Raw genomic sequence first — 12914 nt, 5'->3', positions numbered from 1 at the left:
GGCTCAGAGGGTTTCCGCAAAACGGCGCCCCGGCGGCCGCGGCCCGGCAAAAATGGCCGAGAACAGCAGCGCCAGGATGGCACCCGGCCCCACCGTGACGCCCATTGCCTGCAACACGGGGACGCTGGAAAACGCCAGCACGCCAAAGCCGGCCACGGTGGTGAGATTGGCAAACAGCAGCGAGGCCAGCGTGCGTGGCGTGATGCCCGACAAGTCGTCCTCGACATCCCCGGCAGCGCCCGAATGACGCGCGTGCGATGGCGCGCGGCGATTGAAAAACAGCGCGTAGTTGGAGCCCACCGCCACGATCAACAGCAGGCCGACCAGATGCAAAATCGTCAGGCGCTGGCCCGCGAGCGCGAGCCCGGCAGCCACCGTCAGCACCGCGCCGGCCAGCGGCGCCAGCACGCGCAACGCGCCTGCGAAGGAGCGCAGCGCAACCAGCAGCAGCACCGCGATCGCCGCGAGCCCCGCCAGCGACAGCACGATGGCCTCGTGCAGATAGCCGCTGTACAACTGATCGGCCTCGCCCTTGACGTCGACGAACAGGACGCTGGTACCGGTATCTGCCGGATCGAAGGCCGACAACGCGCGGCGAATGCGGGCCGGGTCGATCGCGCCGGCGCCAGCGCCCCCCGCGGCGATGGGCGCATGCAGGGGCAGAAACGCGCTCCAGCCCGCAGGCCCGTCTTTGTCTGCAGCGTGGTGCAGCAGCATGCCGTCCACCGCCACCGCCAGCGACGTGCCATCGAGGTCAGAGCGCTCAACCGGGCGCAGATGCCGTGCCGCCTGTGCATCCGCCAGGAAGGGCGCCAGGCGCTCCGGCCGGATCGGCAGCGGCGCAAGCGCCTGGCGCAGCCGCTCCTTCAATTGCGCCGGCTCCGGCAGGCTCGCCAGCCGGGCCTGCTGGGTGGCGACGCTGGGCAACAGGGTGGTCGGGCTGTCCACCCCGGCGATCGTGTTCGCCTGCACCAGCGGCTGCAACGCCGCCACCACGGACTCGGCCGCACGCAGCACGCCCTCCTGCGCGCTGCCGGACACCACCACGAGGTAGCGCACATCGGGCGCGCCCAGGTCGGCCCGCAGCGACGCGTCGAGCGCCTGGTCCGCGGCCGACACCGGGCTGAGCGCCGACAGCTCGTTGTTCCACAGGGTTTGCCGGTGCAACGCCAGTACCACGCCCGCCGCCAGCAGCAGGCCGATAACGCTCCAGCGCAGCACACCGGCGCGTTGCACCACGCGCGCCAGTCGCCGGCCCAGCCGGGACACGTCGCGCACGCGAAAATCCCGGGGCAGCAGCACCGGAAGCACAAAACGCGTGACGGCCGCCGCGGTCAGCAGGCCCGTGATGGAGTACAGGCCCAGCTGCGCCAGCCCCGGAAAGCCCGACAGCAGCAGCGAGGCAAAGCCGAACACCGAGGTCAGCACGCCAAGCCGGATCGTCGGCCAGAACCGGCGCACCCAGTGGCGATTGGACGCGGCCGTCTGCTCCGACTGGACGAACAGGTAAATCGAATAGTCCACGGCTTCGCCGATCAGGGTGGTGCCGAACCCCAGCGTGATGCCGTGCACCGCACCAAACCCCAGACTGACCGCCGCCACGCCCGCCATCGCCCCGGACACCACCGGCAGCAGGCCCAGCGCCAGCGTGCGCACGGAGCGGTAGATCAACAGCAGCAGCGTCACGATCAGCGCAATGCTGATGGCAGACAGGCGCGTGACTTCCTTCTTGATCACCTCGCGGACATTCACCGCGAACACGCCGGGCCCGGTCATGACCAGCGTCGTCGAGGCGGTGGACGAGGCCGGGCGTGCGGTTTCCTGCTGCGCCGCGGCGAAGGCGGCGCGCACGGCGGTCATGGCCTGTTCCTGACCGTCAGTGTCCGAACCCGAGGTTCGCGTTTGCAGCAGCAGCAGTGCGCGCCGGCCATCGCGCGAGGCCCAGACACCGCCTGCCGACTGCGGCCGGCTCGCACCACCGGTCGCATCGCCCGCGAGCTGTTCCAGCAGCAGCGGAAATTCGCCGGTCGGGTCGCGCGGCAGGATGGATTTGACCAGCAGGCCGGCAGGCGACGCCAGCAGGTCGAGCGTGTCGCCCACCGCGCTGCGCAGTCCCTCGATGGTGAAGTGCGCGGGCGTCATCGCGGGGCTGAGCTGATAGCGGTGCTCAAACAAAAAGGCCTGGTCGCGCTGCTGCGCCACGGCCTCACCATTGCTGACGGTGCTGAAACGGTTGTCAAGCCGCAGTTGCCGGGCCACGGCCTTGGACAGCGCGGCACGGGTGGGCACATCGGCCCCGTCAATGCCCACCAGAATCAGCCGCGACACCACGCCGTCGCGCAGCTGATCGACCAGCAGCCGCTGCTCCGGCGTCGGCGCCTTGGGCAAAAACGCCGACAGATCGGCGGTAAAGCTGGCACGGCTGATCAAAACCCCGCACACCAGCAGGGCGGCGAGCCAGAGCCAGACCGCCAGGAAGGGGCGCTGCAGCCAGGGCCGCTTCATGGCGGGGCGGTCGAGGTGATTGTCATGACCGAACGGTCCTTGTCCGCCTGTTCGATCTCGATCGAACGCAGGTCGGCATGGCTGCCGTGGATGACAACGCGCTGTACCGCGGCGGCCATCTTGGACTCAATCGGGCGCAGTGTCAGCGTCCAGCGCTCTTCGCTGCCTTCCAGCGTGATGTTGTAGATGCGCGCCAGCGCTTTCTGGTCGCCCGCGAGCGTGCCGCGAATGCTCTCGGTGAAAGCGCCCAGTTCGGGATAGTCCTGCAACGCCAGCACATACTGCCGGCGCCCGCGCTCGAGCGTGAGCGTGTTGCCCTCCAGCACCATGGATTCGGGCTTGGGTTTGACCGTGCGCTTCTCCAGCCGGTCGGGGGCGGTATAGAGCAGTTCGCCCGAGGACTCCACCGGCTTGTCCAGCATCGCGATGTATTTTTTTTCCACAAAGGTGGCGCGCCCCGATTTGTTTTGCGCCAGCGCCTGCATGAGCCGGTCCACATCCCAGGCCGCATGGGCCGGCACGCTCAGCAGCGCCAGGGCCAGGCCCGCAGCGGCCAGCAGGCAGCCCCACCAGCGTCGTCTTGAGATCAGCGAATCAGTCATGGCATGTCCGGTGAGGGCGCTGCGGCTGGCGCTGGTGCGCCCTGCCAGAAATCAAAGAAGTTGAACCAGTTGTAGGGTGCCACCTCGCAATACTGCTCCAGCAACTGCGCGTAACGGCTCATGGCGGCCTGGATCGCGGCCGCACGGCCACCGGCCGGAACGTTGGAGAAATCGGCCACCGTTTCAAAATGAACATCGTAGCGGTTGCCCCCGCCGTACAGCCCGACCATGAACAGCACCGGCCGCCGCAAAATGGCCGCCATGCGAAACGGGCCCACGGGCAGCGGCGCCGGCGCGCCAAGAAAGGGCAACGGCACCGTGGCATCGGGGCCCAGGGAGCGGTCGCCCAGAATGCCGACCACGGCGCCCGTCTCGAACAGCTCATGCACGGCCATCATGGAGTCCACGTGACCGAGTGCGACGATGTCCTGCTGCACGGCCGGATTGATGGCGGCCAGCAGCGCATTGATTTTCCGGGCGTTTTCCTCGTACATCACCATCACCACGCGCAGGCCCGGCTGCTGGCGGCCGACCGCACGCATCACCTCAAAGCTGCCCAGGTGCGCGCCCAGCAGCAGCGCCCCGCGGCCCTCGGCCAGCACGTCGGTGATCAACTGCTGCCGGTGCAGTTCGATATCGAACAGGTCAAAGCGGTCGTTGACCAGGTAGATGCGGTCGTGAATGACCGAGGCAAAGGTCATGAAATGGCGCAACAGGTGGCGCCACCCCACGCGGGCGGGGGGCGGCAGCTTCAAGACCCGCTGCAGGTAGCGGCGCGAGGCCAGCCGGGCCTTGGGGGAGAACAACAGGAAATACACCGCAATTCCGCGCAGCACGCAGCGCGCCATCCGGCGCCCCAGGCTCAGGGAAATCCAGCACATGACGCGCAGCAGGAACTGGTTGCTGCGCTCCGGGCTGTCCTTCCAGTTCACCGGCTTGTCGGCCGGCGCACCCACGTTGACGGCCCGTTCGCTCATGTAGCCAGCACCAGCGTTCCGCTGGCGACCTTGCGCGAGCCGCAGGCGATGCTCCAGCGCAGGCCGGCGCCGGCCGTGCGCGCATACGCAATGACCAGCGATTCGCCCGGTGTGACCGGACTGAAAAACTTGGCGGACGCGATTTGACGCACGTCCCCCAGCGCGCCCGGCGCCCGCTGCACCACGGCGTCCAGCAGCACGACTCCCGGCAGGATGGGCGCGCCCGGAAAGTGGCCGGCAAAGGCCGGGTGATCGGCCGGCACCGTCAGCGCGTGCGCCATCGGGTGTTCATCCTGCATGCCGGCCGCGTCCTGTCTGGTCGTGGGCCTGCGCCAGCGCCTGCAGCGCCTCGCGCGGCAGTTTGCCCGTGCTGTTGCGCGGCAGACGCTCCACCAGCAGCAGCGGGCGCGGCATGAAAACGGGGTCGATGCGCTCGCGCAGCGCGGCGCGCAGCGCGGCCTGCGACAGGCCCGGGGCCACGACAAAGGCCAGCAGGCGCGTCACGCCACCGGCGTCGTCCTCGTCCGGCATGAAAAAAGCCCCGTCCTGCACGCCCGCGATGGCATTCAACTGATGGTTCAGGTAGGCCAGTGAATTGCGTTTGCCGGCGATGTTGACCAGGTCGGCCTTGCGCCCGTGCAGCAGGAAGTGCCGGTCGTCCACGCATTCCAGCACGTCGCCCAACGCCACCGGCACCTCGACATGGCCGCCCGACGCCCACATGCGCTCGCCCTGCGCGACCAGCCGCACGTCCGGCAGCAGCGTCCACGGCAGCGCCTGGGCCGTGCGGCGCGTGGCGATCTGTCCGGTTTCGGTGGAGCCATAAATCTCCAGCAGTGGCACCTGCAGGCGTGCTTCGGCGGCCAGCGCCAGTTGCGCAGGCATCGGCGCGGTCGCGGACACGACCAGATCGAGCGCGGGAACGTCCACGCCCGCGCACAGCAGCGCGCGCAGGTGCACGGGCGTGCTCACCAGCAGGCGGGGCCGCGGCACCGCGGCGATGGCGCTGCAAATATCGGCCGGGTAAAAGGGATGCTCGGCGCTGAGCGCGGCGCCGCCCTGCAGCGCCAGCAGGACCGTGGATTCAAAGCCATACATGTGCTGCGGCGGAACGGTCCCAACGATGCTGTAGCGCGCCCCACCATCCAATCCGAGCCGCGCCGCGCCGGCCTGCATGTTGCGAACCAGTGCGCCCCAGGTTTTGCGATGCGGCTGGGGCACGCCGGTCGAGCCCGAGGTGAACACCTGGGCCACGGTCTGGTCGGCCGGGATCTGCGGGATCCCGGCGGGTACCGGCACAGCCTCGGGCGAGTCGCCCGCGGCCTCGGCCGCCTCGGGGTAAGCGACACGCGGCAGGTCAATCGTGGTGGGGCCATCGCTCAGGCAAAACACATCGGGCGCTAACAGCCGCAGCTGGCGCACCATCTCCGGCGTGTGGGTCGGCGGCAACAGGCTGATTCTGTCCGCCAGCAGGGCAGCCGCCAGCCCCACCGTGAAGTGGTAGCGGTCGGTGCAGGCGTTGAGCACGTGCCGCCCCGGTGGGTACAAGGCCGCCAGCCGCCTCGCGTCGTGCAGGAACTGGCCGACCGTGATGACCTCGCCGTGGCGGTACGCCAGCGCGTCGTCCATGCCGCGATGCGTGACAAGCGGAAAAGTGGTCATGGCAGGCTAAAGCGCACGGACACTTGCACAGCGCATCAGTGCGCGCGCCGCACGACACCCGACGACTGCCGGTAGGCCGCAAACGCCTCCCACAGTCCGGCCCGGTCGGCCTTGGGCAGCACGCAGCGGCGCACCGCATACTCCGCGACAAACATCAGGACCACCAGCGGCAGGCCCAGCAGATTCGCAAAGACGGACCAGACGGCGATGGGCGCGAGCCAGAACAGCAGCAGCGACAGCGTCGCCATGGCGGCAAAGAACAGCGTCCAGGCCCAGGTCGCGCGCCGGGTGTAGCGCGCCACCGCAGGCGACAGCGGCCCGTGCAGCAGGGCGGCGAACTGCGACACCAGCGGCGTCTGCCCCGGCCGCAGGGTGCGCCCGAACATCAGCCCCAGCAGCACCTGCAGGCCCGCATCCTGCAGCAAAAATACCCAGTGGTAGTGCCCCACCAGCCAGCCGCTGGCGCCGTACAGGCCGAGGCAGCCCGCCCCCCACAGCGCCAATCCCAGCGGCCTGCGCGCGAAGCGCCAGGCGAGCAAAAACGCCAGCGCCAGGCCAGGTGCGACGGCCACAGCCGCCTCGAGCAGACCGGGTGCCGGTGCCGCCGCCGCAAGATGCGCCAACAGGGAGTAGCCGACACACACCCCGACGGCCGCCGCGCCCTTGCACACCGCTACCAGCCGTGCGGCCCATTCGGGTTTCACTTGGTTCTTTGCGCGGCGATGTGCTCGCTCAGGGAGCGCAGCGAGCGAAAGATCTGGCCGTTGTCTTCGTGGTCGGCACGCAGTTGCAGGCCGTATTGCTTGGAAATCACCAGCGCCACCTCGAGGATGTCGATCGAATCCAGGCCCAGCCCGTCGCCGTACAGCGGTTCGTCGGGCGCGATGTCGGCGGCGGCTGTGTCGAGGTTGAGGGCGGACACCATCAACTCGGCCACCTCGCGCATCAGCGCGGGATCCGCCTTGGAGGCGGGCAATGCGGCCGCGGGCAGGGGATTGATGTTGGAGACAGACATGGTGTGTGAGATCGAGTTACCCCGTTCAGGCCGAATATAACTACCATGTACGCATGGACTCGCCGCGGGAGCGTCATTTTAGCGGGCGATGGGCGCCATCGCCCCACGGGCGCCCCGAGTCAACAGCCACATCGGCGCCATCGCATGGCATCCTGAAACATCGTCATCTTTTGATACAAATGCCCTCCCTGACCTTTCCCGACACCGCGCCCGACCCCAGCCGCTGCCCGCTGTGCGGCACGCCGAACCAGTGCGCCATGGAAACTGAGCGCGTCACGGGCGAGCCGCAGCCGCCTTGCTGGTGCACGCAGGTTCAGTTTCCCTCCGCCGTGCTGGCGCGCGTGCCGGCGTCGGCGCGCGCCCAGGCCTGCATATGCCGGGCCTGCGCGAGTGCGCAGGCAACAAACGTAACAACTTTATGGCTATAGATTTTATAGCTACCTTGGCATACCCTGAATGGGTTGCGGCCTGTTTTGATGCCTGTCGGCACACGCGGCTCGAATCACCCGGTGGACGAACTGCAGTTTGCCAACCACGGCCCGTGACAGCACAAACGGATAAAAAACGGGCTGGCCCATGCTGCGCGAGAGCTCGTTGAGCACGCTGGTGAGCTGAATCCATGAGTTGATGAACTCCAGGAATGGCGCGGCGCCAGCGTCATCGGGCCGCCGCCGCGCTGCAGCAGCGCGGCGGGCCCCAGCCCCGAGAGCTGCGCCACGAGGCGCCGCTTGGCGGCCTCGAACTTGGCCCAGAGCTGGCCGTTGTCTTCAAATGACAGATCAGGAATGGTGCGGTCGAGATTGCAGGCCAGGCAGCAGCTGTTGCGAAAGAACACGCAGCGGCCGCGCCCGCGCAATGACACAATAGCGAAGGAGCCCCGCCACGGGCCACCCCCCAGACTGCCACCTCATTGCCACCCTGTCGCCACCCACCATGTGCCAGCTGCTCGGACTCAACTGCAAGACGCCCACAGATGCGACCTTCAGCTTCACCGGGTTTTGCCAGCGCGGGGGCCTGACGGATCACCATGCCGACGGCTGGGGCATCGCGTTTTTCGAGGGCCGGGGGCTGCGCCATTTTGTCGACCACCAGAGCGCGGTGGAGTCGCCCGTGGCCGAACTGATCCGCCGCTACCCGATCAAGAGCCGCAATATCGTGGCGCACGTGCGCAAGGCCACGCAGGGCGACGTTGCGCTGGAAAACGCGCATCCGTTCGTGCGCGAGCTGTGGGGCCACTACTGGGTGTTTGCGCACAACGGCGACCTGAAGGACTATCACCCGCATCTGCACGGCAGCTTTCACCCGGTCGGCACCACGGACAGCGAACGCGCCTTTTGCTGGCTGATGCAGCAGCTGGCCAAGTCGCACGCGGGCATGCCCAGCGTGCACGAGCTGACGCTCACGCTGCACGAACTGGTGCCGCAAATCAGGCGCTTTGGCAACTTCAACTTTCTGCTCTCCAACGGCCAGGCGCTGTGGGCGCACGCCTCCACCAGCCTGTACTACCTGGTGCGCCAATACCCGTTTGCGCACGCCACGCTGTCCGACCAGGACCTGTCGGTCAACTTTGCCGACATCAACTCACCCGATGACCGCGCCGCCGTGGTCGTGACCACGCCGCTGACCAGCAACGAGACCTGGACCGCGTTTGCGACGAATGAGCTCAAGGTGTTTGTGGACGGGGCGCCAACCGACGCCACGCTGAGCTGACCCTCACGCTTGTCGCTGCGCCGGCCCGGCCCCCGAGGGGGGCTGAACGTGCGGCTACAGCGCAGCCTCCAGCGCGTCGGCGAACATGGCCGGCACGTCGAAGCCGGTCTGCTGAAAGATTTCCTGGAAGCAGGTCGGGCTGGTGACGTTGATTTCGGTCACGTAGTCGCCAATCACGTCGATCCCCACCAGCAGCAGGCCGCGCGCCGCCAGCACGGGCCCAAGCGCCTGCGCAATCTCGCGGTCGCGGTTGGACAGCGGCTGCGCCACGCCCTTGCCGCCGGCCGCCAGGTTGGCGCGCACCTCGCTGCCCTGCGGGATGCGCGCCAGGCTGTACGGCACCGGCTGGCCACCGATCACCAGCACCCGCTTGTCGCCGCGCACGATCTCGGGCAGGAACTTTTGCACCATCACCGATTGCGTGCCATTGCGGTTCAGCGTCTCGGTGATGCTGCCCAGGTTCAGGCCGTCGGCGCGCACGCGGAAAATGCCCATGCCGCCCATGCCGTCGAGCGGCTTGAGGATGATGTCCTTGTGTTCGGCATGAAAACGCTGGATGTCGGCCGCGTTGCTGGTGACCAGCGTCGGGCCGATGAACTGCGCAAACTCCATGATGGCGAGCTTTTCGGGGTGGTCGCGCAGCGCCGAGGGCTCGTTGAAGACGCGCGCGCCTTCGCGCTCGGCCTGCTCCAGCAGATGCGTGGCGTAGATGTATTCGGCATCGAACGGCGGGTCTTTTCGCATCAAAACGGCGCCGAAGTCCTTGAGGGTCATGCGCTGTGTGCTATCAACTTTGAACCACGCCGACGCGTCACCCGTGAGCGTGATGGCGCGCACATCGGCCTCGACCAGGCCGCCGCGCATCCACGACAGCTGTTTGGGTTCGCACGCCGCAATGCGGTGTCCGCGCTGTTGCAGCTCGCGCATCATCGCAAAGGTGGTGTCTTTGTAGATCTTGAAGGCTTCGAGTGGGTCGGCAACGAAAAGAATGTTCATGGAAAGAGACAAAAGAGGGGGGTAAGAATTTAGTCGGCGCGCCCGTACTGTTGCACAAATAGCGCGACGGCGCCGGCCACCACGCCCCAGAAGGCCGAACCCACGCCCGCAATCACCACGCCGCTGAGCGTGACCAGGAAGGTGATGATGGCGGCTTCGCGGTGCGATTCGTCCCGGATCGCGGCCGCCATGCCGGCGCCGATCGTGCCGAGCAGGGCCAGCCCGGCGATCGCCGCCACCAGCTCCTTGGGGAACGCCGTGAGCAGGCCCGTGACCGCAGCGCCGAAGATGCCGATCACGATGTACAGGGCGCCGCACGAGACCGCCGCCGTGTAGCGTTTGGCGGGATCGGCGTGAGCTTCGCGGCCCATGCAGATCGCGGCGGTGATGGCGGCGAGGTTCAGCGCATAGGCGCCGAACGGCGCCAGCACCAGCGTGACCAGGCCGCTCAGCGTGATGATTTTCGAGATCGGGATGCCTTTTGCGCCACCGTAGCCCGTGGCCCGGATGACGGCCACGCCCGGCAGATTTTGCGAGGCCATGGTCACGACAAACAAGGGAACGGCCAGGCTGACGATCGCGCTCCAGCTGAAGCGCGGCGCCGTGAAGACCGGCCGTGCCAGGTCAAAACCGATGCCAGTCCCCGCCAGTTCTCCACGGCTGGCTACGAAAATAATGGCAACCACGAAAGTGACAACCACCGCGTAGCGCGGCAGCCAGCGCTGGCAGAGCAGGTAAGTCGCCAGCATCAGCAGCACCAGCGGCAGTGCCGTCTGCGCCGCGGCAAAAGCGTCCAGGCCGAAGCGGGCCAGCACGCCGGCCAGGAGCGCTGAGGCAATCGCCACCGGGATGCGGTTCATGACTTTTTCAAACCAGCCGGTGGCCCCCGACACGGTGATGAGCGCGGCGCAGACCATGAAGGCGCCCACCGCCTCGGCCATGGAAAAGCCGCCCGTCAGCCCCGCGGTGGCCAGTACGGCCGCGCCGGGCGTGCTCCAGGCCACCATCACCGGCATGCGCAGCAGCAGTGAGGGCAGCAGTGAGCACAGCCCCATGCCCAGGCCGAGCGCCCACATCCAGGAGCTGATCTGGGCCGGCGTGGCGTGAAAGGCCTGCGCCGCCTGGAACACGATGGCCACCGAACTGGTGAAACCGACCAGCACGGCGACGAAGCCGGCGATGAAGGCGGAAAGGCTCAGGTCTTTGAAGAAATGCATGGGGTGGGATTCTGACAGCGCCCTTGGCGTCGGCGTCATGCCGGGTCGGCTCGGCACGCCGGCGGGTCGAGTCACGGCTGGCGTGGTGGGCGGGTATAGGCTGTATTTCTTTGCAGAGGAGCCGCTGGCCGGGTTGCGCCCCGGCGGGCGCCTCACTTTTCTTTGGGCACTCAAAGAAAAGTTACTGCGCCGTCGGGCGCACACCCCGACATCCCCGCCCGTCGTACAGAAACCCCTCAAATCTCGATTTTCGACCCCAGCTCCACCACCGAATTGTTCGGCAGGTTCAGGAAGTCGGCGGCCCCGCTGGCGGCGTGGTGCATCTGCGCAAACAGCTTTTCGCGCCAGGGCGCCATGCCGCTGCCAATGGTGGGGATCACGATATCGCGCGACAGGAAATAGCTGGTCGTCATCGGCTCGACGTCGCAGCCCCGGCCGCGGGTCTGCTGCAGCGCGCGCGGCAGATCGGGGTCGTTCTTGAAGCCGTAATGGATGATCACCTGCCAGCAGTGGTGCCCGAGCGCCTCGACCTCCAGCCGCTTCTCCATGCCGATCCACGGCACCTCGTGGTTGCGCACCGTGACGAACAGGTTCTGCTCATGCAGCACCTTGTTGTGCTTGAGGTTGTGCAGCAGGGCATTGGGCACCATGCCGGGTTCGGCGGTCAGGAACACGGCGGTGCCGGCCACACGCGCCGGCGGGCTCACGAACACCGCCTCGAGAAAGCTCGGCAGGTCGATGGCATCGGTGCGCAGCTTGGCATTGAGCAGGTGGCGGCCCTCTTTCCAGGTGATCATCAGCGTGAAGACGCCCCCGGCAATCACGATCGGGAACCAGCCGCCCTCAAGGATCTTGAGCATGTTCGAGGACAGGAATGCCAAGTCCACCACGAAGAAGCAGCCGGTGGCGGCGATGCACAGCGGCAGCGGATAGCTCCAGGCGTAGCGGACCACGTAGAACGTCAGGATCGTGGTAATCAGCATCGTGCCGCAGACGGCGATGCCGTAGGCCGCAGCCAGCGCCTCCGACGACCTGAACAGCACCACCGCCAGCACGATCGCCACGAACAGCGTCCAGTTCACAAACGGCAGGTAAATCTGCCCCGTTTCCTTGACGCTGGTATGCAGGATCTGGATGCGTGGCAGATAGCCGAGCAGGATGATCTGCTTGGTGGCGCTGAAAGCGCCCGAGATCAGGGCCTGGGAGGCGATCACGGTGGCCATGGTCGCCAGCGCCACCAGGGGCAGCAACGCCCAGTCGGGCGCCATCAGATAGAACGGATTCTTCACGGCCTGCGCGTTCTTGAGCACCAGCGCGCCCTGGCCGAAGTAGTTCAGCACGAGGGCCGGCATGACGACGCTGAACCAGGCCACGCGGATCGGCTTTTTGCCGAAGTGGCCCATGTCCGCATACAGCGCCTCGGCCCCCGTGACGCACAGGATGATGGCGCCCAGGATCACGAAGGTCACGCCCGGGCTGGTGATCATGAAGCGCACGGCGTAATACGGGCTCAGCGCCTTCAGGACCGCCGGGTGGCCGACGATCTGCATGAGACCGAGCAAACCAATCGCGGCCAGCCAGACGAGCATGATCGGCCCGAAAAACTTGCCGATGTCGGTGGTGCCCCGCTTTTGCACGACGAACAGCAAAAACAGGATGATCAGCGTGAGCGGGATCACGTATTGCTTGAATGCCGGCGACACCACCTCCAGCCCCTCGACGGCAGACAACACCGAGATCGCGGGCGTGATGACGCCATCGCCGTAGAACAGGGCGGCCCCGAACATGCCGATCACGAGCAGGCGCCCGCGCAGTTTGGGCCGGTTGGCGACCGCATTGGAGGCCAGTGCCAGCATGGAGGCCGTGCCGCCTTCGCCGTTGTTGTCGGCACGCAGCACCAGCGCCACGTATTTGATGGACACAATGATCGTCAATGTCCAGAAGAACATCGACAGGATGCCGTAGATGTTGTCGTGCGTGAGGGCCACGTGGCCGGTCGTGAAGACCGTCTGGAACGCGTACAGGACACTGGTGCCAATGTCACCGTAGACAACACCGATGGCACCGAGCGTGAGCGCCGCGAAGGATGATTTGGATGCTGCCACTAATTGATGCACCCGGTCTTGATGCCGGACCGGCTTGCGTTGTCTTGAAGGGGGCTATTCTGCACTTGGAAGGCGCCATATCCCGTGAGTAAAAACGTCTACACGCCGCAAATCACGCAATTGTT

At 66.9% G+C, this 12914-nt stretch carries 10 protein-coding genes and 2 pseudogenes; 2 read left to right on the top strand and 10 right to left on the bottom strand.

The features are described from left to right. Positions 1-3: 3 nt before the first annotated feature. The 6 genes and pseudogenes from EUB48_RS01150 to EUB48_RS01120 all read right to left on the bottom strand — a co-directional run bounded on the left by EUB48_RS01150 (position 4) and on the right by EUB48_RS01120 (position 6761). Positions 4-2505, bottom strand: coding sequence for an MMPL family transporter (locus tag EUB48_RS01150; protein WP_142817149.1), 2502 nt, complete (start codon positions 2503-2505; stop codon positions 4-6). Continuing rightward, complete coding sequence (locus EUB48_RS01145) at positions 2502-3107, bottom strand: LolA-related protein (RefSeq protein ID WP_142817148.1); 606 nt, start codon at positions 3105-3107, stop codon at positions 2502-2504. The genes EUB48_RS01150 and EUB48_RS01145 overlap by 4 nt, the downstream gene beginning before the upstream one ends. Further along, positions 3104-4084: an LpxL/LpxP family acyltransferase gene (locus EUB48_RS01140; RefSeq protein WP_142817147.1), complete on the bottom strand. Its 981-nt coding sequence runs from the start codon at positions 4082-4084 to the stop codon at positions 3104-3106. The genes EUB48_RS01145 and EUB48_RS01140 overlap by 4 nt, the downstream gene beginning before the upstream one ends. Next, positions 4081-5746, bottom strand: a pseudogene (locus tag EUB48_RS01130) (AMP-binding protein). Before EUB48_RS01130 ends, EUB48_RS01140 begins: the two are co-directional and overlap by 4 nt. A gap of 35 nt (positions 5747-5781) precedes the next feature. Continuing rightward, positions 5782-6450 (bottom strand): COG4648 family protein, encoded by a 669-nt coding sequence (locus EUB48_RS01125; protein ID WP_244618293.1) that lies wholly within the window; start codon positions 6448-6450, stop codon positions 5782-5784. After that, on the bottom strand, positions 6447-6761 hold the full coding sequence (locus tag EUB48_RS01120; protein ID WP_142817145.1) for a phosphopantetheine-binding protein: 315 nt from the start codon (positions 6759-6761) through the stop codon (positions 6447-6449). The genes EUB48_RS01125 and EUB48_RS01120 overlap by 4 nt, the downstream gene beginning before the upstream one ends. Before the next feature lie 179 nt (positions 6762-6940). On the opposite strand from EUB48_RS01120, the gene EUB48_RS01115 reads away from it, so the two are divergent. Then, positions 6941-7189, top strand: coding sequence for a cysteine-rich CWC family protein (locus tag EUB48_RS01115; protein WP_142817143.1), 249 nt, complete (start codon positions 6941-6943; stop codon positions 7187-7189). Positions 7190-7198: 9 nt separating this feature from the next. Here EUB48_RS01115 and EUB48_RS21805 read toward each other — a convergent pair. Beyond that, positions 7199-7426, bottom strand: a pseudogene (locus EUB48_RS21805) (putative zinc-binding metallopeptidase); the annotation flags it as partial. Positions 7427-7694: 268 nt separating this feature from the next. Between EUB48_RS21805 and EUB48_RS01105 the strand changes: the two are divergent. Further along, entirely contained in the window at positions 7695-8471 is a 777-nt protein-coding gene (locus tag EUB48_RS01105; RefSeq protein WP_142817141.1) for a class II glutamine amidotransferase, read from the top strand. 54 nt (positions 8472-8525) lie between these two features. Here EUB48_RS01105 and gshB read toward each other — a convergent pair whose 3' ends face one another. The 3 genes from gshB to EUB48_RS01090 form a co-directional block, all read right to left on the bottom strand. Beyond that, positions 8526-9467 carry a glutathione synthase gene (gene gshB / locus EUB48_RS01100; protein WP_142817140.1) on the bottom strand — a complete coding sequence of 314 codons (942 nt, stop codon included), beginning with the start codon at positions 9465-9467 and terminating at the stop codon, positions 8526-8528. Between the two features lie 29 nt (positions 9468-9496). After that, a complete protein-coding gene (locus EUB48_RS01095; RefSeq protein ID WP_142817139.1) occupies positions 9497-10684 on the bottom strand; it encodes a benzoate/H(+) symporter BenE family transporter in 1188 nt (395 codons plus the stop codon). A 236-nt stretch (positions 10685-10920) separates the two neighbouring features. Further along, positions 10921-12789: a potassium transporter Kup gene (locus EUB48_RS01090; protein WP_142817138.1), complete on the bottom strand. Its 1869-nt coding sequence runs from the start codon at positions 12787-12789 to the stop codon at positions 10921-10923. Positions 12790-12914: the final 125 nt, after the last annotated feature.

It is taken from the genome of Rhodoferax sediminis (assembly GCF_006970865.1).
Taxonomy (GTDB): Bacteria; Pseudomonadota; Gammaproteobacteria; order Burkholderiales; family Burkholderiaceae_C; genus Rhodoferax_A; species Rhodoferax_A sediminis.
Note: the sequence above shows the minus strand (reverse complement) of the source record. Positions and strands in the feature narration are given on the sequence as shown.

What these genes read in the sequence shown, in the direction of transcription:
- EUB48_RS01150 (WP_142817149.1), bottom strand. Translation starts at nt 2,505, where the DNA reads ATGAAGCGGCCCTGGCTGCAGCGCCCCTTCCTGGCGGTCTGGCTCTGG.
- EUB48_RS01145 (WP_142817148.1), bottom strand. Translation starts at nt 3,107, where the DNA reads ATGACTGATTCGCTGATCTCAAGACGACGCTGGTGGGGCTGCCTGCTG.
- EUB48_RS01140 (WP_142817147.1), bottom strand. Translation starts at nt 4,084, where the DNA reads ATGAGCGAACGGGCCGTCAACGTGGGTGCGCCGGCCGACAAGCCGGTG.
- EUB48_RS01120 (WP_142817145.1), bottom strand. Translation starts at nt 6,761, where the DNA reads ATGTCTGTCTCCAACATCAATCCCCTGCCCGCGGCCGCATTGCCCGCC.
- EUB48_RS01115 (WP_142817143.1), top strand. Translation starts at nt 6,941, where the DNA reads ATGCCCTCCCTGACCTTTCCCGACACCGCGCCCGACCCCAGCCGCTGC.
- EUB48_RS01105 (WP_142817141.1), top strand. Translation starts at nt 7,695, where the DNA reads ATGTGCCAGCTGCTCGGACTCAACTGCAAGACGCCCACAGATGCGACC.
- gshB (WP_142817140.1), bottom strand. Translation starts at nt 9,467, where the DNA reads ATGAACATTCTTTTCGTTGCCGACCCACTCGAAGCCTTCAAGATCTAC.
- EUB48_RS01095 (WP_142817139.1), bottom strand. Translation starts at nt 10,684, where the DNA reads ATGCATTTCTTCAAAGACCTGAGCCTTTCCGCCTTCATCGCCGGCTTC.